At 69.4% G+C, this 19,699-nt stretch carries 1 protein-coding gene and 1 pseudogene; both read left to right on the forward strand.

What is annotated here, in order from left to right; genetic code table 11:
• Positions 1-19,031, forward strand: a pseudogene (locus A5773_RS06025) (non-ribosomal peptide synthase/polyketide synthase); the annotation flags it as partial.
• Between the two features lie 86 nt (positions 19,032-19,117).
• Positions 19,118-19,699 carry a carboxymuconolactone decarboxylase family protein gene (locus A5773_RS06030; RefSeq protein ID WP_066953319.1) on the forward strand — a complete coding sequence of 194 codons (582 nt, stop codon included), beginning with the start codon at positions 19,118-19,120 and terminating at the stop codon, positions 19,697-19,699.

The following is a 19,699-nucleotide window of genomic DNA, read 5'->3' on the forward strand; positions in this document are numbered from 1 at the left end:
GGCGACCTGGTCCGCTGGGGCGCCGATGGCCAGCTGCAGTACATGGGCCGCGCCGACGAGCAGGTCAAGATCCGCGGCTACCGCATCGAGCTGAGCGAAATCCGCACGGCGCTAACCGGTTTGGCCGGGGTGGCACAGGCAGCGGTGGTCGTGCGGGAGGATCGCCCCGGCGATAAGCGCCTCGTCGCCTACATCACCGGGAAAGCCGAGCCCGCCCGCCTCCGCGCGCAGCTGGCCGACCGGCTGCCCAACTATATGGTCCCGGCGGCGATTGTCGCGCTGGACCAACTGCCGCTGACTGTCAACGGCAAGCTCGACACCCGCGCCCTACCGGCGCCCGACTACCGGGAGAGCGGCGAATACCGCCCTCCGGCAACCCCGGTCGAGGAAATGCTGTCCGGCATTTATGCCCGGGTGTTGGGACTGGAGCGCGTCGGGGTCGACGACTCCTTCTTCGATCTGGGCGGGGATTCGTTGTCGGCCATGCGTTTGGTTGCGGCAGTCAATGCCGCGCTTGATGCCGACCTCGTGGTGCGAACCTTGTTCGAGGCGCCGACGATTCGCCAATTGGGCCCACGTCTCGGTGCGGGCGACGAGCGACCGGCGCGGGTGGTGGCCGGTGCGCGCCCGGCGGTGCTGCCGTTGTCATTCGCTCAGAGCCGGCTGTGGTTCACCGATCAACTGCAGGGACCGTCGCCGGTCTACAACATGGCCGCGGCCATGCGGCTGGACGGGCACCTGGATGTCGAGGCACTCGCGGCGGCACTGGGCGATGTGGTGGCCCGACACGAAAGTTTGCGCACGGTGTTCGTCGCGCCGAGGGGAACACCCCGGCAGGTGGTTGTCCCCGCCGATCGGGCCGACTTCGGTTGGCAGGTGGTGGACGCCGGCGATTGGTCGGCCAGCCGCCTCGAGCAGGCCATCGAATCAGTGGCGCGCCACTCGTTCGATCTGGGAACCGAAATTCCCCTGCGTGCTGAGCTTTTCAGGGTCACCGAGAACCGGCATGTGCTCGTGGCGGTCGCCCACCATATCGCCGCAGATGGGTGGTCCCTGGCGCCGCTGGTCCGCGACCTCGGCGTGGCCTATGCCAGCCGGTCTGCGGACAAGGCGCCGGGATGGGCGCCGCTGGCGGTGCAGTACGTCGACTACACGCTCTGGCAGCAGGCCCGGTTGGGGGATCTGGACGATCCCGACAGTCCTGTCGCGGGGCAGCTGCGGTATTGGCAGCAGACCTTGGCCGACATGCCCGGGCATCTCGCACTGCCCACCGACCGGCCCTACCCATCGGTGGCCGACCATCACGGGTCCAGCGTGGCCGTGGAGTGGCCGGCGGAGTTGCAGCATCGGGTCCGCGCGGTAGCTCGCGAGCACAATGCGACGAGCTTCATGGTGATTCAGGCCGCCTTGACGGTGTTGCTGGCCAAGGTCAGCGCGACTTCGGATGTGGCCGTGGGCTTTCCGATCGCCGGCCGTCAGGACCCGGCGCTGGATGAGCTGGTGGGCTTCTTCGTCAACACCCTGGTACTCCGGGTCGACCTCGCCGGAAATCCCACCCTCGCGGAGGTGTTGGCTCAGGTGCGGCGGCGCAGCCTCGCCGCCTACGAGCACCAAGATGTGCCCTTCGAAGCGCTGGTGGACCGGCTCAACCCCACGCGCAGCCTGACCCATCACCCGTTGGTCCAAGTGATGTTGACCTGGCAGAACAACAGCCCCGCCGAACTGAGCTTGGGCGATCTGCACGTTACCGCGCTGCCACTGAACAGTCACACCGCCCGCATGGATTTGGTGTTTTCGTTGGCCGAACGTTGGACCGAGGACGCCCAGCCCGACGGCATCGGCGGGACGGTGGAGTTCCGCACCGATGTGTTCGACGCCGACACCATCGAGACATTGATCGATCGCTTCCAGCGGGTGCTGGTCTCGTTGACGACCGATACGGCCCGACCGCTGTCGGCGATCGACGTGCTCGGTGCCGGCGAACACCGCAGGCTCGACGAGATCGCCAACCGCGCGGTCCTGGCCCGGTCGTGGGTGCCGGTGTCGATTCCGGGGTTGTTTGCGGCGCGGGTGGCTGGTGCGGCGGTGGCGGTGGCGGTGCGGTGTGAGGGTCGGTCGTGGTCGTATCGGGAGTTGGATGAGGCGTCGAATCGGTTGGCGCATTTGTTGATTGGGCGCGGTGTGGGTCCGGGGGAGTCGGTGGCGGTGTTGTTGGACCGCTCGGCCGAGGCGATCGTGGCGATCTTGGCGGTGCTCAAGTCCGGGGCGGCGTATTTGCCGATCGACCCGGGGTTGCCGGCGGCGCGCATTGAGTTCATGATCGCCGATACCGCGCCGGTGGCCGCGCTGACCACCGCCGCGCTGGCCGGCAAGTTGGCCGGGTATGTGGTGGCGGTCATCGACGTGGACAGCCCCGCTTTGGCCGCGCAGCCCACCACGGCGCCGCCGGGCCCCGATCCGCAGGATGTGGCGCACATTATTTACACCTCGGGCACCACCGGGGTGCCCAAGGCGGTGGCGGTCAGCCACGCCAATGTGACCCGGTTGTTCGACGCACCGCAGGTGGGTGTGGTGTTGGGGTCGGGGCAGGTGTGGACCCAGTTCCATTCGTATGCCTTTGATTTCTCGGTGTGGGAGATCTGGGGGGCGCTGCTACACGGGGGGCGGCTGGTGGTGGTCCCCGATGCGGTGGCCCGCTCCCCGAAGGACTTGCACGCCCTGTTGGTCGCCGAGCAGGTGACGGTGTTGAGTCAGACCCCCGCGGCGGTGCGGGTGCTGTCCCCGCAGGGTTTGGAGGGCACGGCGCTGGTGATCGGGGCCGAACCGGTGGGGCCCGAGGTGGTGGACCGCTGGGCGCCGGGGCGGACGATGATCAACGTCTACGGCCCGACCGAGACCACGATCTTCGCCACGGCCAGTACCCCGTTGGCGGCCAAGTCCGGGGCGCCGCCGATCGGGGCGGCGGTCCCCGGTGCGGCGTTGTTCGTCCTGGATGGCTGGTTGCGCCCGGTGCCGGTCGGGGTCGTCGGGGAGTTGTATGTGGCCGGGCGCGGGGTCGGTTATGGGTATGTGCGCCGGGCGGGGTTGAGCGCGACGCGGTTCGTGGCGTGTCCGTTCGGGCCGGCGGGTGCGCGGATGTATCGCAGCGGGGATCTGGTGTGCTGGGGTGCTGATGGGCAGCTGCGCTATGTCGGGCGCGCCGATGAGCAGGTCAAGATCCGCGGCTACCGCATCGAGATCGGCGAAATCCGTACCGCCCTGGCCGCCCTGGACGGGGTCGCCGACGCGGTCGTCATCGTGCGCGAGGACCGCCCCGGTGACAAACGCCTCATCGGCTACATCACCGGCACCGCCGAGCCCACCGCGCTGCGCACCCACCTCGCCCAACGCCTACCCGACTACATGATCCCGGCCGCCATCGTCGCACTGCCCGCCCTGCCCACCACCATCAACGGCAAACTCGACACCCGCGCCCTACCCCCACCCGAATACACCGACACCGATCACTACCGCGCCCCGGGCAGCGCGATCGAGGAAATCCTCGCCGGCATCTACGCCCAAGTCCTGGGCCTCGAGCGGGTCGGAATCGACCAGTCGTTCTTCGACCTCGGCGGCGACTCGCTCTCGGCGATGCGGGTGATCGCGGCCATCAACAGTGGGCTGGATACCGCACTGACGGTGCGGGCGCTGTTCGAGGCACCCACGGTGGCGCAGTTGGCGCCCCGAACCGGCAGCAGCGGGGGCGGCCTGATGCCGTTGGTCGCCGCCGAACGGCCTGCGACGGTGCCGCTTTCGTTCGCCCAGAGCCGGTTGTGGTTCCTGGACCAATTGCACGGGCCGTCACCGGTCTACAACATGGCCGCTGCCCTGCGGCTGGTCGGCCGGCTGAACATCGACGCGTTGCGCGCCGCCTTGGCCGACGTGGTGGCCCGCCACGAGAGCCTGCGCACCGTCTTCGCTGCGCCGGAGGGCAACCCGCAACAGGTCGTGCTGCCGTCCACGCAGGCCGGCGTCGGTTGGGACGTAGTGCACACCGACGGCTGGCCGGCGAGCCGGCTCGCTGATGCCATCGAGGCGGCGGCGCGTTACTCGTTTGATCTGGCTGCTGAGGTTCCGTTGCGGGCGACGCTTTTCCGGTTGGGTGAGGGTGAGCATGTGCTCGTGGCGGTGGCTCACCATATTGCCGCTGACGGGTGGTCGATTACGCCGTTGGTGCGTGATCTGGGGGTGGCGTATGCCAGTCGGTGTGCGGGTGAAGCGCCCGGCTGGGCCGAATTACCCGTCCAGTATGTGGATTACACCTTGTGGCAGCGGGCGCAGTTTGGTGATCTGGATGATCCGCATAGTGCGATCGCCGCGCAGTTGGCCTATTGGATGGACGCGTTGGCGGGGATGCCTGAGCGGTTGGAGTTGCCGACGGATCGCCGTATCCGGCGGTGGCTGATTATCGGGGGGCGCGGGTGGCCGTGGAGTGGCCCGCGCAGTTGCAGCAGCGGGTGCGTGAGGTGGCCGGTGAACACAATGCGACCAGTTTCATGGTGGTGCAGGCCGCGTTGGCGGTGGTGTTGGCCAAGCTGGGCGCGACTTCGGATGTCGCGGTGGGTTTTCCGATCGCCGGGCGTCGTGATCTCGCGCTGGACGAGTTGGTCGGCTTCTTCGTCAACACGCTGGTGTTGCGTACCGATCTATCCGGGAACCCGACCGTGGCTGAGCTTTTGGCTCAGGTGCAGCAGCGCAGCCTGGCCGCCTACGAACATCAGGACGTGCCCTTCGAAGTCCTCGTGGAGCGGTTGCATCCAACCCGCAGCCTGAGCCACCACCCCCTCATCCAAGTCGTCTTAGCCTGGCAGAACCACGATTTCGCCGACCTCACCCTGGGTGACCTACAAATCACCCCGCTGCCGACGGACACCCACAGCGCCCGCATGGATCTGGTGTTCTCGCTGGCCGAACGCTGGACCGAGGACGGCCAGCCCGCCGGCATCGGAGGGGCGGTGGAATTCCGTACCGACGTATACAACACCACCCGCATCGAGGGAATGATCGAGCAACTGCACCACGTATTGGTCGCGATGACCACCGATCCCGCGCGTCGGCTCTCGTCGATCGATGTGCTCGATGCGAACGAGCACGCGCGGCTCGAGGTCATCGGCAACCGCGCGGTGCTGAGCCGGCCCGCGTCCCCGGGAACCTCGATCCCGGAGTTGTTCGCCACCCAGGTCGACCGCGCACCCGAGTCGGTGGCGATCACCTGCGGCGGGCGTCCGTGGACCTACGCCGAGGTCGAGCACTCCGCTAATCGGTTGGCGCACCTGCTGATTGAGTACGGCGCCGGCCCGGGGGAGTGCGTGGCGCTGCTGGCCGAGCGTTCGGCCCAGGCCGTCATCGCGATACTGGCGGTGCTCAAAACCGGGGCGGCCTACCTGCCCATCGACCCGGGGCTGCCCGCCGCGCGCATCCAGTTCATGCTCACCGACGCCATACCGCTCGCCGCGATCGCCAGCCCCGAGTTGCGGTCGCGGCTCGACGGGTCGGACCTCGCCGTCATCGACTTCGACGACCCCGAAATAGCAACCCAACCCAACGGCGGACCGGCGGCGCCGGACCCCGAGAACATCGCCTACATCATCTACACCTCGGGAACCACCGGAGTGCCCAAGGGCGTGGCAGTCACCCACCACAACGTCACCCAACTGCTCGAATCGGTGCACGAAGAGCTGGAACTCGGCGAGGTGTGGTCGCAATGCCACTCGCTGGCGTTCGACTTCTCGGTCTGGGAAATCTTCGGGCCGCTGCTCCGCGGCGGCCGGCTGGTCATCGTGCCCGAGAACGTCGTGCGCTCACCGGAAGACCTGCATGCCATGCTGGTTCGCGAGCAGGTCAGCGTGTTGAGCCAGACCCCCTCGGCGGTGGCGGCGTTATCGCCGCAGGGTCTGGAGGCGGCGGCGACGCTGGTGATGGGCGGGGAGCCCTGTCCGCCCGAGGTGGTGGACCGGTGGGCGCCCGGGCGCGTGATGGTCAACCAATACGGTCCGACGGAGACCACCATGTACGCGGCGATGACCGCGCCGCTGGCGGCGGGAACCGGAGCGCCGCCGATCGGGTCGCCCGTGCCGGGTGCGGCGTTGTTCGTGTTGGATAAGTGGTTGCGGCCGGTGCCGGTCGGCGTGGTGGGCGAGTTGTATGTGGCCGGACGCGGCGTGGCGTGTGGGTACGTGAGCCGGTCGGGGTTGACCGCCTCGCGGTTCGTGGCATGCCCGCTCGGCGGGGCCGGGGCGCCTGGACAACGCATGTATCGCACCGGAGACCTGGCGTGCTGGGATCCCGATGGTCAGCTGCAATACCTTGGGCGGATCGACGAGCAGGTCAAGATCCGCGGCTACCGCATCGAGCTCGGCGAAATCCGCACGGCGCTAACCGGTTTGACCGGGGTCGCGCAGGCGGCCGTGGTCGTCCGCGAGGATCGACCCGGCGACAAGCGCCTCGTTGCTTACATCACCGGGACGGCCGAGCCCGCCCATGCCCGCGCCCAACTGGCCGACCGGTTGCCCAACTACATGGTCCCGGCCGCGGTCGTCGCACTGGATCAGCTGCCGCTGACGGTTAACGGCAAACTCGACAGCCGAGCACTGCCATCGCCCGACTACCAAACCGCCGAGAGTTATCGCGCGCCGGGCGACGCGGTCGAAGAGGTCCTCGGCGGCATTTACGCCCAGGTGCTGGGCGTGGACCGCGTCGGGGTCGACGACTCCTTCTTCGACCTGGGCGGCGACAGCATCTTGTCGATGCAGGTGGTGGCCCGGGCGCGGGCGGCCGGCGTCGTGTTCCGCCCGCGCGACATCTTCGTCGAGCAGACCGTGGCCAGGCTGGCCCGGGTGGCCGGAGTGGTCACCGACGACGACGTGATCGACGAGGGCATCGGCGAAGTCGTGGCCACCCCGATCATGCACTGGCTGCACCGGGTCGACGGGGCGGTCGACCAGTTCAACCAGGCCATGGTGGTCCAAGCCCCCGCGGGCGCCACCCATGACGACGTGGTGGCGCTGCTACAGGCCATGATCGATCGGCACCCCATGCTGCGGCTGCGCGTCGACGACGACGGCGCCGGCGGCTGGTCGCTGCAGGTGCCCGAACCCGGAACGGTCGACGCGCGCGGGTGCGTACGCACTGTCGACGTGTTGTCCGAAGCCGCGTTGGTAGCGGCGCGGTCGCGCTTGAACCCGGCCGCGGGGACGATGCTGCGGGCGGTATGGGCGGAGTCCACCGGCCGGTTGGCGCTGGTCGTCCACCACCTCGCTGTAGACGGAGTGTCGTGGCGAATCCTGTTGGAGGACTTGAACATCGCGTGGAGCCAGCTGCACAGCGGGCGGCCGGTGGCGCTGCCCGCGGGTGGGACGTCGTTCGCCCGCTGGTCGGCACTGCTGGCGGAGCACGCCCGCCGCCCCGAGGTTGTCGCGTTGGCGGACACCTGGCGCCGGGTGGCGGCGATCCCCGCCGCGTTGCCGGCGGTGCGCCCCGACGCGGATACCTATCAGACGGCCGAACAATTGTCGGTCTCACTGGATGTCGAAACCACTCGCTTGTTGCTGGGGGCAGTGCCGGCGGCGCTTCACGCCGGTGTCCAGGACATTTTGGTGGTCGCCCTCGGGTTGGCGATCAACGAATTCCTGGGCACCGGCGCGCCGCTTTCTATCGATATCGAGGGCCACGGCCGCCACGAAGACGTGGGCCCGCGCGTCGACCTGTCGCGCACGGTGGGGTGGTTCACGGCCAAATATCCGGTCGCGTTCACCCTGGGTAAGCCGGACTGGGCGAAGGTCAAAGCCGGTGACGGCGAGCTCGGCGCGCTCGTCAAGAACGCCAAAGAACAGTTGCGGGCACTGCCGGACGGGCTGACCTATGGGCTGCTGCGCTATCTGAATCCCGAAGTGGGACTGGATGGTCCGGATCCGGTGATCGGTTTCAACTACCTGGGACGGCTCGGTGGGGCGGCCGAGTTGCCAGCGGAATTGTGGCGACTCGACCAAGAGGGCCTGTCGCTGACCGCCGCGACCGCGGCGCTGCCCATGCCGCTGGGGCACACGCTGGAACTCAACGCCGGCACCGCGGAAACCGCGAATGGGCCTAGCCTGCGGGCGAATTGGACATGGGCGCCGTCAGCGCTCGGGCGCGTTCAAGTCAGCCGAGTCAGCCAATTGTGGTGTGACGCGCTGGCCGGCATCTGCGCGCACGTGCGAAACGGCGGGGGCGGATTGACCCCGTCGGACATCGCACCGGCCCGGCTGAGCCAGCAGGAGATCGACGAGGTGTGCGGCCGGCACCCGACCGCCGACGTGTTGCCGCTGACCCCGCTGCAGCAGGGCCTGCTTTTCCACGCCACTACCGAACGCGGCCCCGGCGACGACGTGTATGCGGTGCAACTGGACATCACCGTGTGCGGCCCGCTCGAGCCGCAGCGCCTTCGCGAGGCCGTGCACACCGTGCTGAACCGGCACCCCAATCTGGTGGCCCGGTTCTGCGAAGATTTCGACGAACCCGTGCAGCTCATCCCGGCCGACCCGGCGCTGGCCTGGCGCTATCTCCAACTCGACGCCGACGACCCGGACCCGGGCGAGCAGATCGGGCAGCTGTGCGCCGCCGAACGCGCTGCGGTCTGCGACCTCGCCGTCCGCCCGGCGTTCCGGGCCGCTTTGATCCGCACCGCAACCGACCGGCACCGCTTCGTCCTGACCGTCCACCACATCGTGATGGACGGATGGTCGCTGCCGATCCTGCTTCAGGAGATCTTCGCCGGCTATTACCGAGAGCGGTTGCCGCCGGCGGCGCCGTTTCGCAGCTACCTCAGCTGGCTCGCGGACCGAGACGTGGCGGCGGCAAAAGCCGCGTGGCGCCAGGCGTTCGACGGGTTCGACACCCCGACGTTGGTGCGCCCACCGGGTCGGGTAGGCCGGCGGGGCGTGGCCACCTTCCAAGTGCCGGCGGAGACGACGCGGGCCCTGAGCGGGCTGGCGCGCTCGTCGCACACCACCGTCAGCACCGTCCTGCAGGCCGCGTGGGCGCAGCTGTTGGCGTGGCTGACCGGCCACGACGACGTGGTCTTCGGCGCCGTGGTCTCGGGCCGGCCGGCCGAGGTGTCGGGCGCCGAGTCAATGGTGGGCTTGCTGATCAACACGGTTCCGGTGCGGGCCATCATCACCGGGGCAACCACCGTCGCCGGCCTGCTCGACCAGCTGCGCCGCGCCCATAATCACACGCTCGAACACCAGCATCTGGCGCTGTCCGAAATCCACCGCGCGACTGGACACGACCAGTTGTTCGACACCTTGTTCGTGTACGAAAACTATCCGGTCGACACCGCCGCATTGGCGGGCGTCCATGAGCTCACTGTCACCGACTTCACCAGCCGTGAGTTCAACCACTATCCGCTGTCGGTGCAAGCCGTTCCGGGTGAAGTGCTCGGCCTGCGTGTCGAATTCGACACCGACGTGTTCGACGCGGCCGGCATCGAGGCGATGGTCGAGCGGTTCCGTCGGTTGCTGGCGGGCATGACGGGCGACCCCACCCGCCTGATGTCGACGATCGATACGCTCCACGAGTCGGAGCACGCCCGTCTGGCCGGGTGGGGAAACCACGCGGTACTGAGCGACCCGGTGCCCGGGAGGTCGATTCCGGAGGTGTTCGCCACCCACGTGGCCCGTACGCCGGAGGCGGTGGCGCTGAGCTTCGACGGCACGTCCATGACGTATCAAAGACTGGACGAGGCCGCGAATCGCCTGGCGCACCGACTGGCGGGCCACGGCGCCGGCCCCGGTGCCTTTGTGGCGCTGCTGTTTTCGCGGTCCACCGACGCCATCGCCGCGATCCTGGCGGTGCTCAAGACGGGGGCCGCCTACCTGCCGATCGACCCCGGCCTACCGGCCGCGCGGGTCGGGTTCATGATCGCCGACGCCGCGCCGGTGGTCGCCGTCACCACCGCGGCCCTACGGTCGCGGCTCAATGGGTCTGATGTGCCGGTCGTCGACGTCAACGATCCGTCGGTGCGCACCCAACCCGCCACGGCGTTGCCCTCGCCCGCCCCGGAGGACATCGCGTACCTGATCTACACGTCCGGCACCACGGGTGTGCCCAAGGGCGTGGCGGTCACCCACCACAACGTGACCCAGCTGATGGCGTCGCTGCACGCGCCCCTGCCGGCGGCGGGCGTCTGGTCGCACTGCCACTCGCTGGGCTTCGACGTCTCGGTCCAGGAGATCTTCGGCGCGCTGCTCGACGGGGGGCGGCTGGTCGTGGTGCCCGAACCGGTGGTCCAGGCACCGGAAGAGCTGCGCGCGTTGCTGATTCGCGAACAAGTGAGCGTGCTGAGCCAAACCCCGTCCGAGGCGAGTGCGTTGTCGCCGGAGGGCCTGGATGCGGTGGCCCTGGTGATCGGTGGCGAGCCTTGCCCGGCCGAGCTGGTGGATCGGTGGGCGCCGGGCCGGGTGGTGGTCAACGCCTACGGCCCGACCGAGACCACCGTGGACGCGACGATTAGCGCCCCGCTGACCGGGGGAGCCGGAGCCCCGCCGATCGGCGCCCCGGTGTCCGGCGCCGCGATAATGGTGTTGGACAAGTGGTTACGGCCGGTGCCGGCCGGTATGGTCGGCGAGTTGTATGTCGCCGGCCGCGGTGTGGCGTGCGGGTATCTGGGCCGATCCGGGCTGACGTCGTCGCGCTTCGTGGCGTGCCCGTTCGGCGGGGCCGGGGCGCGCATGTATCGCACCGGGGACCTGGTGCGCTGGGGCTCCGACGGGCAGCTTCGTTATGTGCGGCGCGCCGATGACCAGGTCAAGATTCGGGGCTATCGCATCGAACTTGGTGAAATCCATTCGGCGCTGACCACTTTGGCCGGAGTCGAGCAGGCGGCGGTGATCGCCCGCGAGGGCCGGCTGGTGGGCTACATGACGGGAACCGCCGACCCGGCGGGGATCCGCTCCGCGCTCGCCGAGCGGTTGCCCGCCCACATGGTGCCCGCCGCGGTCGTCGCAATGGACGCGATCCCGTTGACGGTCAACGGCAAACTCGACACCCGGGCCCTGCCGGCGCCGGAATACCACGACACCGATTCCTACCGCGCCCCGGCGACGCCGGTCGAGGGCATCCTCGCCGAAATCTATGCCAGGGTATTGGGATTGGCCCGCGTCGGTGTCGAGGAATCGTTCTTCGACCTGGGTGGCGATTCGCTGACGGCCATGCGCCTGGTCGCCGCCGTCAACGCGGGATTGGATGCCCAGCTGTCGGTGCGTGCGGTGTTCGAGGCACCCACCATTCGCCGGCTGGCGCCGCTCCTTGCCGCGGGCGACGGTGCACCGGCGCGCGTGGTGGCCGGCGCGCGGCCGGCGGTGCTGCCCTTGTCGTTCGCGCAGTCCCGGCTGTGGTTCATCGATCAGCTGCACGGGCCCTCGCCGGTGTACAACATGGCCGCGGCGCTGCGCGTGCGCGGACACCTGGAAGCCGAGGCGTTGCGCGCCGCGCTGGCCGACGTGCTCGCCCGGCACGAAAGCCTGCGCACGGTGTTCGTCGCGACCGGGGGAACAGCCCAGCAGGTGGTGGTGCGGCCCGAGGACGCCGACCCCGGATGGGCAGTGGTGGACGCCACCGGCTGGTCCGCGACGCGGTTGGGTGAGGCCGTCGGAGCGGCCGCGGGGCATCCGTTCGACCTGACCGCCGAGCTGCCCCTGCGCGCAAAACTTTTCCGAGTGGCCGAGGCCGAGCACCTGCTGGTGGCCGTCGTGCATCACATCGCCGCCGACGGCTGGTCGCTCACCCCACTGGTGCGCGACCTCGGCGTCGCCTACGCCAGCCGGTGCGAGGGGCGGGCGCCGGGATGGGCGCCGCTGGCCGTGCAGTACGCCGACTACACGCTGTGGCAGCGGGCCCAACTCGGTGATCTCGACGACCCGGACAGCCCGATCGCCGGCCAGTTGCGGTACTGGCAGGACGCTTTGGCCGGGATGCCCGAGCGTCTCGAGTTGCCCACCGATCGGCCCTATCCGGCGGTGGCCGATTACCGCGGGGCGAGCGTGGAAGTCGACTGGCCGGCCGAGTTGCAGGACCGGGTACGCGAGGTGGCCCGGTCGCACAATGCGACCGGTTTCATGGTGATGCAGGCGGCCCTGGCGGTACTGCTCGCCAAGCTCAGTGCGAGCGCCGATGTGGCCGTGGGCTTTCCGATCGCCGGGCGCCGCGATCCCGTGCTCGACGAGGTCGTGGGCTTCTTCGTCAATACCTTGGTGCTGCGGGTGGATCTGGCCGGGGATCCCACCGTCGCCGAGCTGTTGGCCCAGGTGCGACAGCGCAGCCTGGCCGCCTATGAGCACCAGGACGTGCCCTTCGAGCTGCTCGTGGAACGGCTGAACCCCACCCGCAGCCTGGGCCATCATCCGCTCGTCCAGGTGATGCTGGCCTGGCAGAACAACGACCCCGCCGCCCTGAGCCTTGGCGATTTGCAGGTTACCCCGCTGCCGGTGGACACCCGCACCGCCCGCACGGATCTGTTGTTCTCGGTGGCCGAACGCTGGACCGACGACGGCCGCTCCGCCGGGATCGGCGGAGCCGTCGAGTTCCGTACCGACGTGTTCGACACCGCCACCGTCGCAACGCTTGTCGCACGACTCCAGCGGGTGGTGGCGGCCATCACGGCCGACCCCGCCCGCCGGCTGTCGTCGATCGACGTGCTCGACGAGGCAGAACACGCCCGCCTCGAGGTCATCGGCAACCACGCCGCGCTCAATCAACCCGCGCCGACGGGACTGTCGATTCCCCAGCTGTTGACCGCCCAGGTGAATCGCACCCCGGACGCGGTTGCGATCAGCTGCGGAAATCGCTCGTGGACCTACCGCCAATTCGACCTCGCCGCAAACCGATTGGCTCGTCTGTTGGCCGACCATGGCGCGGGTCCGGGACAGCGGGTGGCGCTGCTGATTCCCCGGTCGGCCGGTGCGGTCGCGGCGATGCTGGCGGTACTGAAATCCGGTGCGGCCTATGTGCCGATCGATCCGGGGCTGCCGGCGGCGCGGATCGGCTTCATGCTCACCGATGCCGCGCCGGTCGCCGTGCTCACGACGAGCGAGCTGCGGTCGCGGCTCGATGGCTGCGGCCTCCCGGTAATCGAGATCGACGACCCGAGGGTGGATACGCTGCCCGATGCCGCGATGCCGGCACCGGCCCCGGAGGACATCGCCTACATCATCTACACGTCCGGTACGACCGGAATTCCCAAGGGGGTGGCGGTCACCCACCGCAACGTCACCCAGCTCTTGGAGGCATTGGATGGGGAGCTGGAACTCGGGCAGGTGTGGACGCAGTGCCACTCGCTGGCGTTCGACTTCTCGGTGTGGGAGATCTTCGGCGCCCTGTTGCGCGGCGGCCGTCTGGTGGTCGTGCCCGACGCGGTGGTCCGATCACCAGAAGACCTGTATGCCTTGCTGGTTCGTGAACAGGTCAGCGTGCTGAGTCAGACGCCGTCCGCGTTCGACGCGCTGCAAACCGCCGATGCGCTCTCACCCGACCTCGCCCAGCAACTCAAGCTGCAGACGCTGGTGTTCGGTGGCGAGGCGCTCGAACCCCAGCGGCTGGGCAATTGGCTGGACAACCATCCGGGGCGGCCGCGGCTGATCAACATGTACGGCACCACCGAGACCACGGTGCACGCCTCGTTCCGCGAGATCGTCGCTTGGGACGCCGGCAGCGCGGGCAGCCCCATCGGAATTCCCCTGGCGCACCTCGCCTTCCTCGTGCTGGATGACTGGTTGCGGCCGGTGCCGGTCGGAGTGGTGGGCGAGTTGTATGTGGCGGGCCGGGGTCTGGCGTGTGGGTACGTGGGCCGGTCGGGCCTGACGGCGTCACGCTTCGTGGCGTGTCCGTCGGGAGCGCCTGGTCGACGGATGTATCGCACCGGGGATCTGGTGCGCTGGGGCGCCGACGGGCAGGTGCGCTACCTCGGGCGCGCGGACGATCAGGTCAAGATCCGCGGCTACCGCATCGAGCTCGGCGAAATCCGCGCGGCACTAACGGGTTTGGACGGGGTGGAGCAGGCGGCGGTGATCGCCCGTGAAGACCGGCCGGGGGACAAGCGGCTGGTGGGCTACGTGACCGGGGCCGCCGAGCCGGCCCACGTCCGCGCCGCACTCGCCGAGCGGTTGCCGGCCTACATGGTGCCCGCCGCGGTCGTCGCCGTGGACGCAATCCCGTTGACGGTCAACGGCAAACTCGACGCCCGCGCCCTGCCGGCGCCCGATTACCGCGACGCTCCTTACCGTGCCCCCGCCACGCCCACCGAAGAGATTTTGGCCGGCATCTACGCCCAGGTCCTCGGCCTCGACCGCGTCGGCGTCGACGACTCGTTCTTCGATCTGGGCGGGGATTCACTCGCGGCGATGCGCTTGATCGCCGCCGTCAACGCCGGCCTGAACGTCCACCTCGGGGTGCGGTCCCTGTTCGAGGCACCCACGATCCACCAGTTGGCGCCGCACCTCGGTGCGGACGGGGCGGGGCGCACGGCCCTGGTGGCGATCGAGCGTCCACCGGTGATCCCGTTGTCCTTCGCCCAATCCCGATTGTGGTTCCTCGACCAGTTGCAGGGGCCCTCGGCGGTGTACAACATGGCGGCGGCGTTGCGGCTGCAGGGCCGCCTGGACGCCGACGCGTTCGGTGCCGCGTTGGGCGACGTGGTGGCCCGTCACGAAAGCCTGCGCACGGTGTTCATCGCGGCCGAAGGGACCCCGCAACAGGTCGTGGTCGCGCCCGAGAATGCCGATGTCGGGTGGGACGTGGTCGACGCCACCACCTGGCCACCGGACCGGCTGGAAGAGGCCGTCGAGGCGGTGGCGCACTACGCGTTCGACCTCGGCACCGAAATCCCCCTGCGCGCCTGGCTTTTCCGCACGGCCGAGGACGAACACGTGTTGGTCTCGGTGCTGCACCATATCGCCGCCGACGGCTTGTCGCTCACGCCGCTGGTCCGTGACCTCGGCGTGGCCTACGCCAGCCGATGCGTGGGCGCTGCGCCCGGATGGGCGCCGCTGGCGGTGCAGTACGCCGACTACACGCTGTGGCAGCGCGCCCAATTCGGCGACCTGGACGACCCGGACAGCCCGATCGCCGGGCAGGTGCGGTTCTGGGAACACAACCTGGCCGGGATGCCCGAGCGGCTCGAGTTGCCCACCGATCGGCCCTACCCGCTGGTGGCCGACCATCGCGGCGCCACGGTGGGTGTGCGGTGGCCGGTCGAGTTGCAGCGGCGGGTGCGCGAGGTGGCGCGTGCCCACAACGCGACCAGTTTCATGGTGGTTCAGGCCGCCCTGGCGGTGCTGTTGTCGGCGCTGAGCGGGAGCAGCGAGGTGGCCGTCGGCTTCCCGATCGCCGGCCGGCGCGACCCGCTGCTCGACGACGTGGTGGGCTTCTTCGTCAACACCCTGGTGCTGCGGACGGATCTCGGTGGCGACCCGACGGTCGCGCAGGTGCTGGCGCAGGTCCGGGGGCGCAGCCTGGCCGCCTACGAGCACCAGGACGTTCCCTTCGAGGTGCTGGTGGAGCGGCTCCGCCCCGCCCGCAGCCTGAGCCATCACCCGCTCGTCCAGGTCATGCTGGCCTGGCAGAACAACGATCCCGCCGCCGTGAACCTGGGGGACCTGCAGGTCACCCCGCTGCCGGTGGACAGCCACACCGCGCGCATGGACCTGACCTTCTCGCTGGCCGAGCACTTCAGTGACGCCGGTGAGCCCGCCGGGATCGGCGGGCAGGTCGAATTCCGCACCGACGTGTTCGATGCCGGCACCGTCGAAACGCTGATCAATCGCCTGCACCGGGTGTTGGTGGCCGTCACCGCCGACCCCGCCCGGCCGTTGTCATCGATCGACGTGCTCGATGACGGCGAGCGCGCCCGCCTCGACGAGTGGGGTAATCGCGCGGCGTCGAACCGGAGGGTGACCTGGCCGTCGATCCTGGAGCTGTTCGACGCCCAGGCGGCCCGCGCTCCCGAGGCGGTGGCGGTCAGCTGCGGCGACCGCTCGTTGACCTACCGCGAACTCGACCACGCCGCAAACCGGTTGGCACGCTTGCTGATTGGCCGCGGGGCCGGCCCGGGTGAATGCGTCGGGCTGTTCGTGGACCGCTCGGCCGAGGCGATCGTGGCGATTTTGGCGGTCCTCAAGACCGGGGCGGCGTACCTGCCGATCGATCCGGGGCTGCCCGCGCCGCGGATCGAGTTCATCCTCGCCGATGCCGCGCCGATCGCCGCGCTGACGACGGCCGGCCTCCGGTCGCGGCTGGACGGGTTCGAACGCGGGGTCATCGATGTCGACGACCCCGCCGTCGGTGCCCAGCCCGAGGGCGCGTTGCCGGCGCCGACCGCCGACGACATCGCCTATGTCATCTACACGTCCGGCACCACCGGGACCCCCAAGGGAGTCGCGGTCACCCACCGCAACGTCACGCAGCTGTTCGGCCCCCTCGAAGCGCCCCTGCCGGCCGCGGGCGTGTGGTCGCAAAGCCACTCCCTGGTCTTCGACGTGTCGGTGTGGGAGATCTTCGGTGCGCTGTTGCACGGCGGGCGGGTGCTGGTGGTGCCCGACGCCACAGCCCGCTCGCCGAAGGAGCTGCACGCGCTGCTCACTGCCGAACAGGTCAGCGTGCTCACCCAGACACCGTCGGAGGCGGGAATGCTCGCCGTGGAGGGTCTGGACTCGGCGGCCTTGGTGGTGGCCGGTGAGGCTTGCCCGGAAGAGGTGGTGGACCGGTGGGCGCCGGGGCGGACGATGTTGAACGTCTACGGCCCGACCGAGTCCACGATGTGCGTGGCGATCAGTGCGCCGCTGGCGCCGGAGTCGGGCCAACCGCCGATCGGTTCACCGGTGCCCGGGGCCGCGCTGTTCGTCCTCGACGATTGGTTGCGGCAGGCGCCGGCCGGGGTCATCGGGGAGCTGTACGTCGCCGGAGCGGGGCTGACGTACGGCTACGTGCGCCGAGCCGGTCTGACCGCGTCGCGGTTTGTGGCGTGCCCCTTCGGGGCGCCCGGCACTCGGATGTATCGCACGGGGGACTTGGTGTGCTGGGGCCCGGACGGGCAACTGCGGTACCTGGGCCGCGCCGACGAACAGGTCAAGATCCGCGGGCACCGCGTCGAACTCGGCGAGATCCGCACGACCCTGGCCGGTCTCGAGGGGGCCGGACACGTCGCGGTGATCGCCCGCGAGGACCGTCCCGGGGACAAGCGGCTGGTGGCGTACTTCACCGGGACCGCCGACCCGGCCGGACTGCGGGCGGCGCTGGCCGACCGGCTACCCGCCTACATGGTCCCGGCCGCCGTGGTGAAGCTGGACGGACTGCCGCTGACGGTCAACGGCAAGCTCGACACCAGGGCGTTGCCGGCGCCGGACTACGCCGACGGTGACCGCTACCGCCCGCCCGCCACGCCGGTGGAGGAGACGCTGGCCGACATCTACGCCCAGGTCCTGGGGGTGGAGCGGGTCGGGGTCGAGGAGTCGTTCTTCGACCTCGGCGGCGATTCGCTGTCGGCGATGCGCCTGGTCGCCGCGATCCACGCCGCTCTGGATATCCACGTGCCGGTGCGAACCGTGTTCGATGCGCCGTCAGTGCGCAGCCTGAGTCAGCAGTTGGATCGGCACGATTTCGCGGCGGCGCACAACGCCGCGGCCAGCTTTGCGTCCGTGCACGGCCGTGAAGCCACCGAGGTGTATGCCAGCGACTTGACGCTGGACAAGTTCATCGACGCCACGACGCTGAGCAACGCGCCGTCGCTACCCGGCCCAAGCTCGGAGGTGCGGACGGTTCTGTTGACCGGTGCGACGGGCTTTCTGGGCCGCTACCTGGCGCTGCAGTGGCTCGAACAGCTGGAGCGGGTGGACGGCAAGCTGATCTGCCTGGTGCGCGCCGGTTCCGACGAGGAGGCATGGCAGCGGTTGGAGAAGACGTTCGACAGCGGCGACCCCCGACTGCTGGGCCACTTCGAGGGCCTGGCCGCCGACCATCTCGAGGTCGTCGCCGGCGACAAGGGCGCGCCGAACCTCGGCCTGAACCAGCAGACGTGGCAGCGGCTGGCCGACACCGTCGACCTGATCGTCGACTGCGCCGCACTGGTCAATGGCGTGCTGCCCTACAGCGAGCTGTTCGGCCCCAACGTGGCCGGCACCGCCGAGCTCATCCGGTTGGCGCTGACCACCAAACGCAAGCCCTACAGCTATGTTTCGACCGCAAACGTCGGCGACGGGGTCGATCGGGCGGCGTTCACCGAGGACGCCGACATCCGGGTCATCAGCCCCACCCGAATCATCGACGGCGGTTACTCCAACGGCTACGCCAACAGCAAGTGGGCCGGCGAGGTGTTGCTGCGGGAGTCCCACGACCTGTGCGGGTTGCCGGTCTCGGTGTTCCGCTGCGACATGCTGCTCGCCGACACCAGCTATGCGGGCCAACTGAATCTGTCGGACATGTTCACCCGGATGGTGCTGAGCATCGCGGCCACCGGGGTCGCGCCGCGCTCGTTCTATCGCCTCGACGCCGACGGCAACCCGCCGCGCGCGCACTTCGACGCGCTGCCCGTCGAATTCGCCGCCGAAGCGATCGCCACGCTGGGTGTGCAGGCGGTCGCCGGGTTCGAGACGTATCACGTGATGAACCCACACGACGACGGCATCGGCATCGATCAGTACGTGGACTGGCTGGTCGATGCCGGCTATCCGATCGAGCGGATCGACGACTTCGGGGAGTGGCTGCGGCGGTTCGAGGCCGCGCTGCAGGACTTGCCCGAGCGGCAGCGTCAACACTCGGTGCTCCCACTGCTGCAGTTGCCCGGCACCCAGCAGGTCGAGCCCGGCGAACCGGACCGCGGTTCGCTCGCGCCGACCGACCGCTTCCGCGCCGCGGTGCGAGAAGCCAAGATCGGCCCCGACACCGACGATCCGGATATCCCGCGCGTGACGGCGCCGGTGATCGTCAAGTACATCACCGATCTGCAACTGCTCGGACTGCTCTGAGCGCTGCTCGTAAACACTTCGGCATCAACGGCTTCCACGTCGGCGATCGGAACGCCCCGCGTGTTCGCTACACTCAAGTGCTCACTATGACAACAGCTCGCGTGCCCAAGTTGCCACTCGACGAAGCCACGGCCGCCGCCGACGAAGCGGCCGTGCCGAACTACATGGCCGAACTGAGCATCTTCCAGGTGCTGCTCAACCACCCGCCGCTGGCACGCGCCATCAACGACCTGCTCGCGACCATGCTCTGGCACGGTGCGCTCGATCCGCGGTTGCGCGAGTTGGTGATCATGCGGATCGGCTGGCTCACCGCATGCGACTACGAATGGACACAGCACTGGCGCGTCGCCTCGAGGCTGGGCGTGGCCCCCGAGGACCTGCTCGGCGTGCGCGACTGGCAGGCGCACGACGGGTTCGGACCCACCGAGCGCGCCGTGCTGGCCGCCACCGACGACGTGGTCCGCGACGGCGCGGTGAGCGCCGCGAGCTGGGCGGCCTGCGAGCGCGAATTGCAAGGCGACACAACGGTTCTCATCGAGCTCGTCTCCGCGATCGGCGCGTGGCGGATGGTCTCCTCGCTCCTGCACAGCCTCCAGGTCCCGCTCGAGGAGGGTGTGGCGAGCTGGCCGCCGGACGGCCGGTCGCCCGCGGACGCCGTCATCGATTGA

The organism is Mycobacterium sp. 852014-52450_SCH5900713 (assembly GCF_001667075.1).
Classification (GTDB): Bacteria; Actinomycetota; Actinomycetes; order Mycobacteriales; family Mycobacteriaceae; genus Mycobacterium.

Bases quoted from the DNA above. Each gene is read 5' to 3' on its own strand.
- A5773_RS06030 (WP_066953319.1), top strand. From the start codon at position 19,118: ATGACAACAGCTCGCGTGCCCAAGTTGCCACTCGACGAAGCCACGGCC.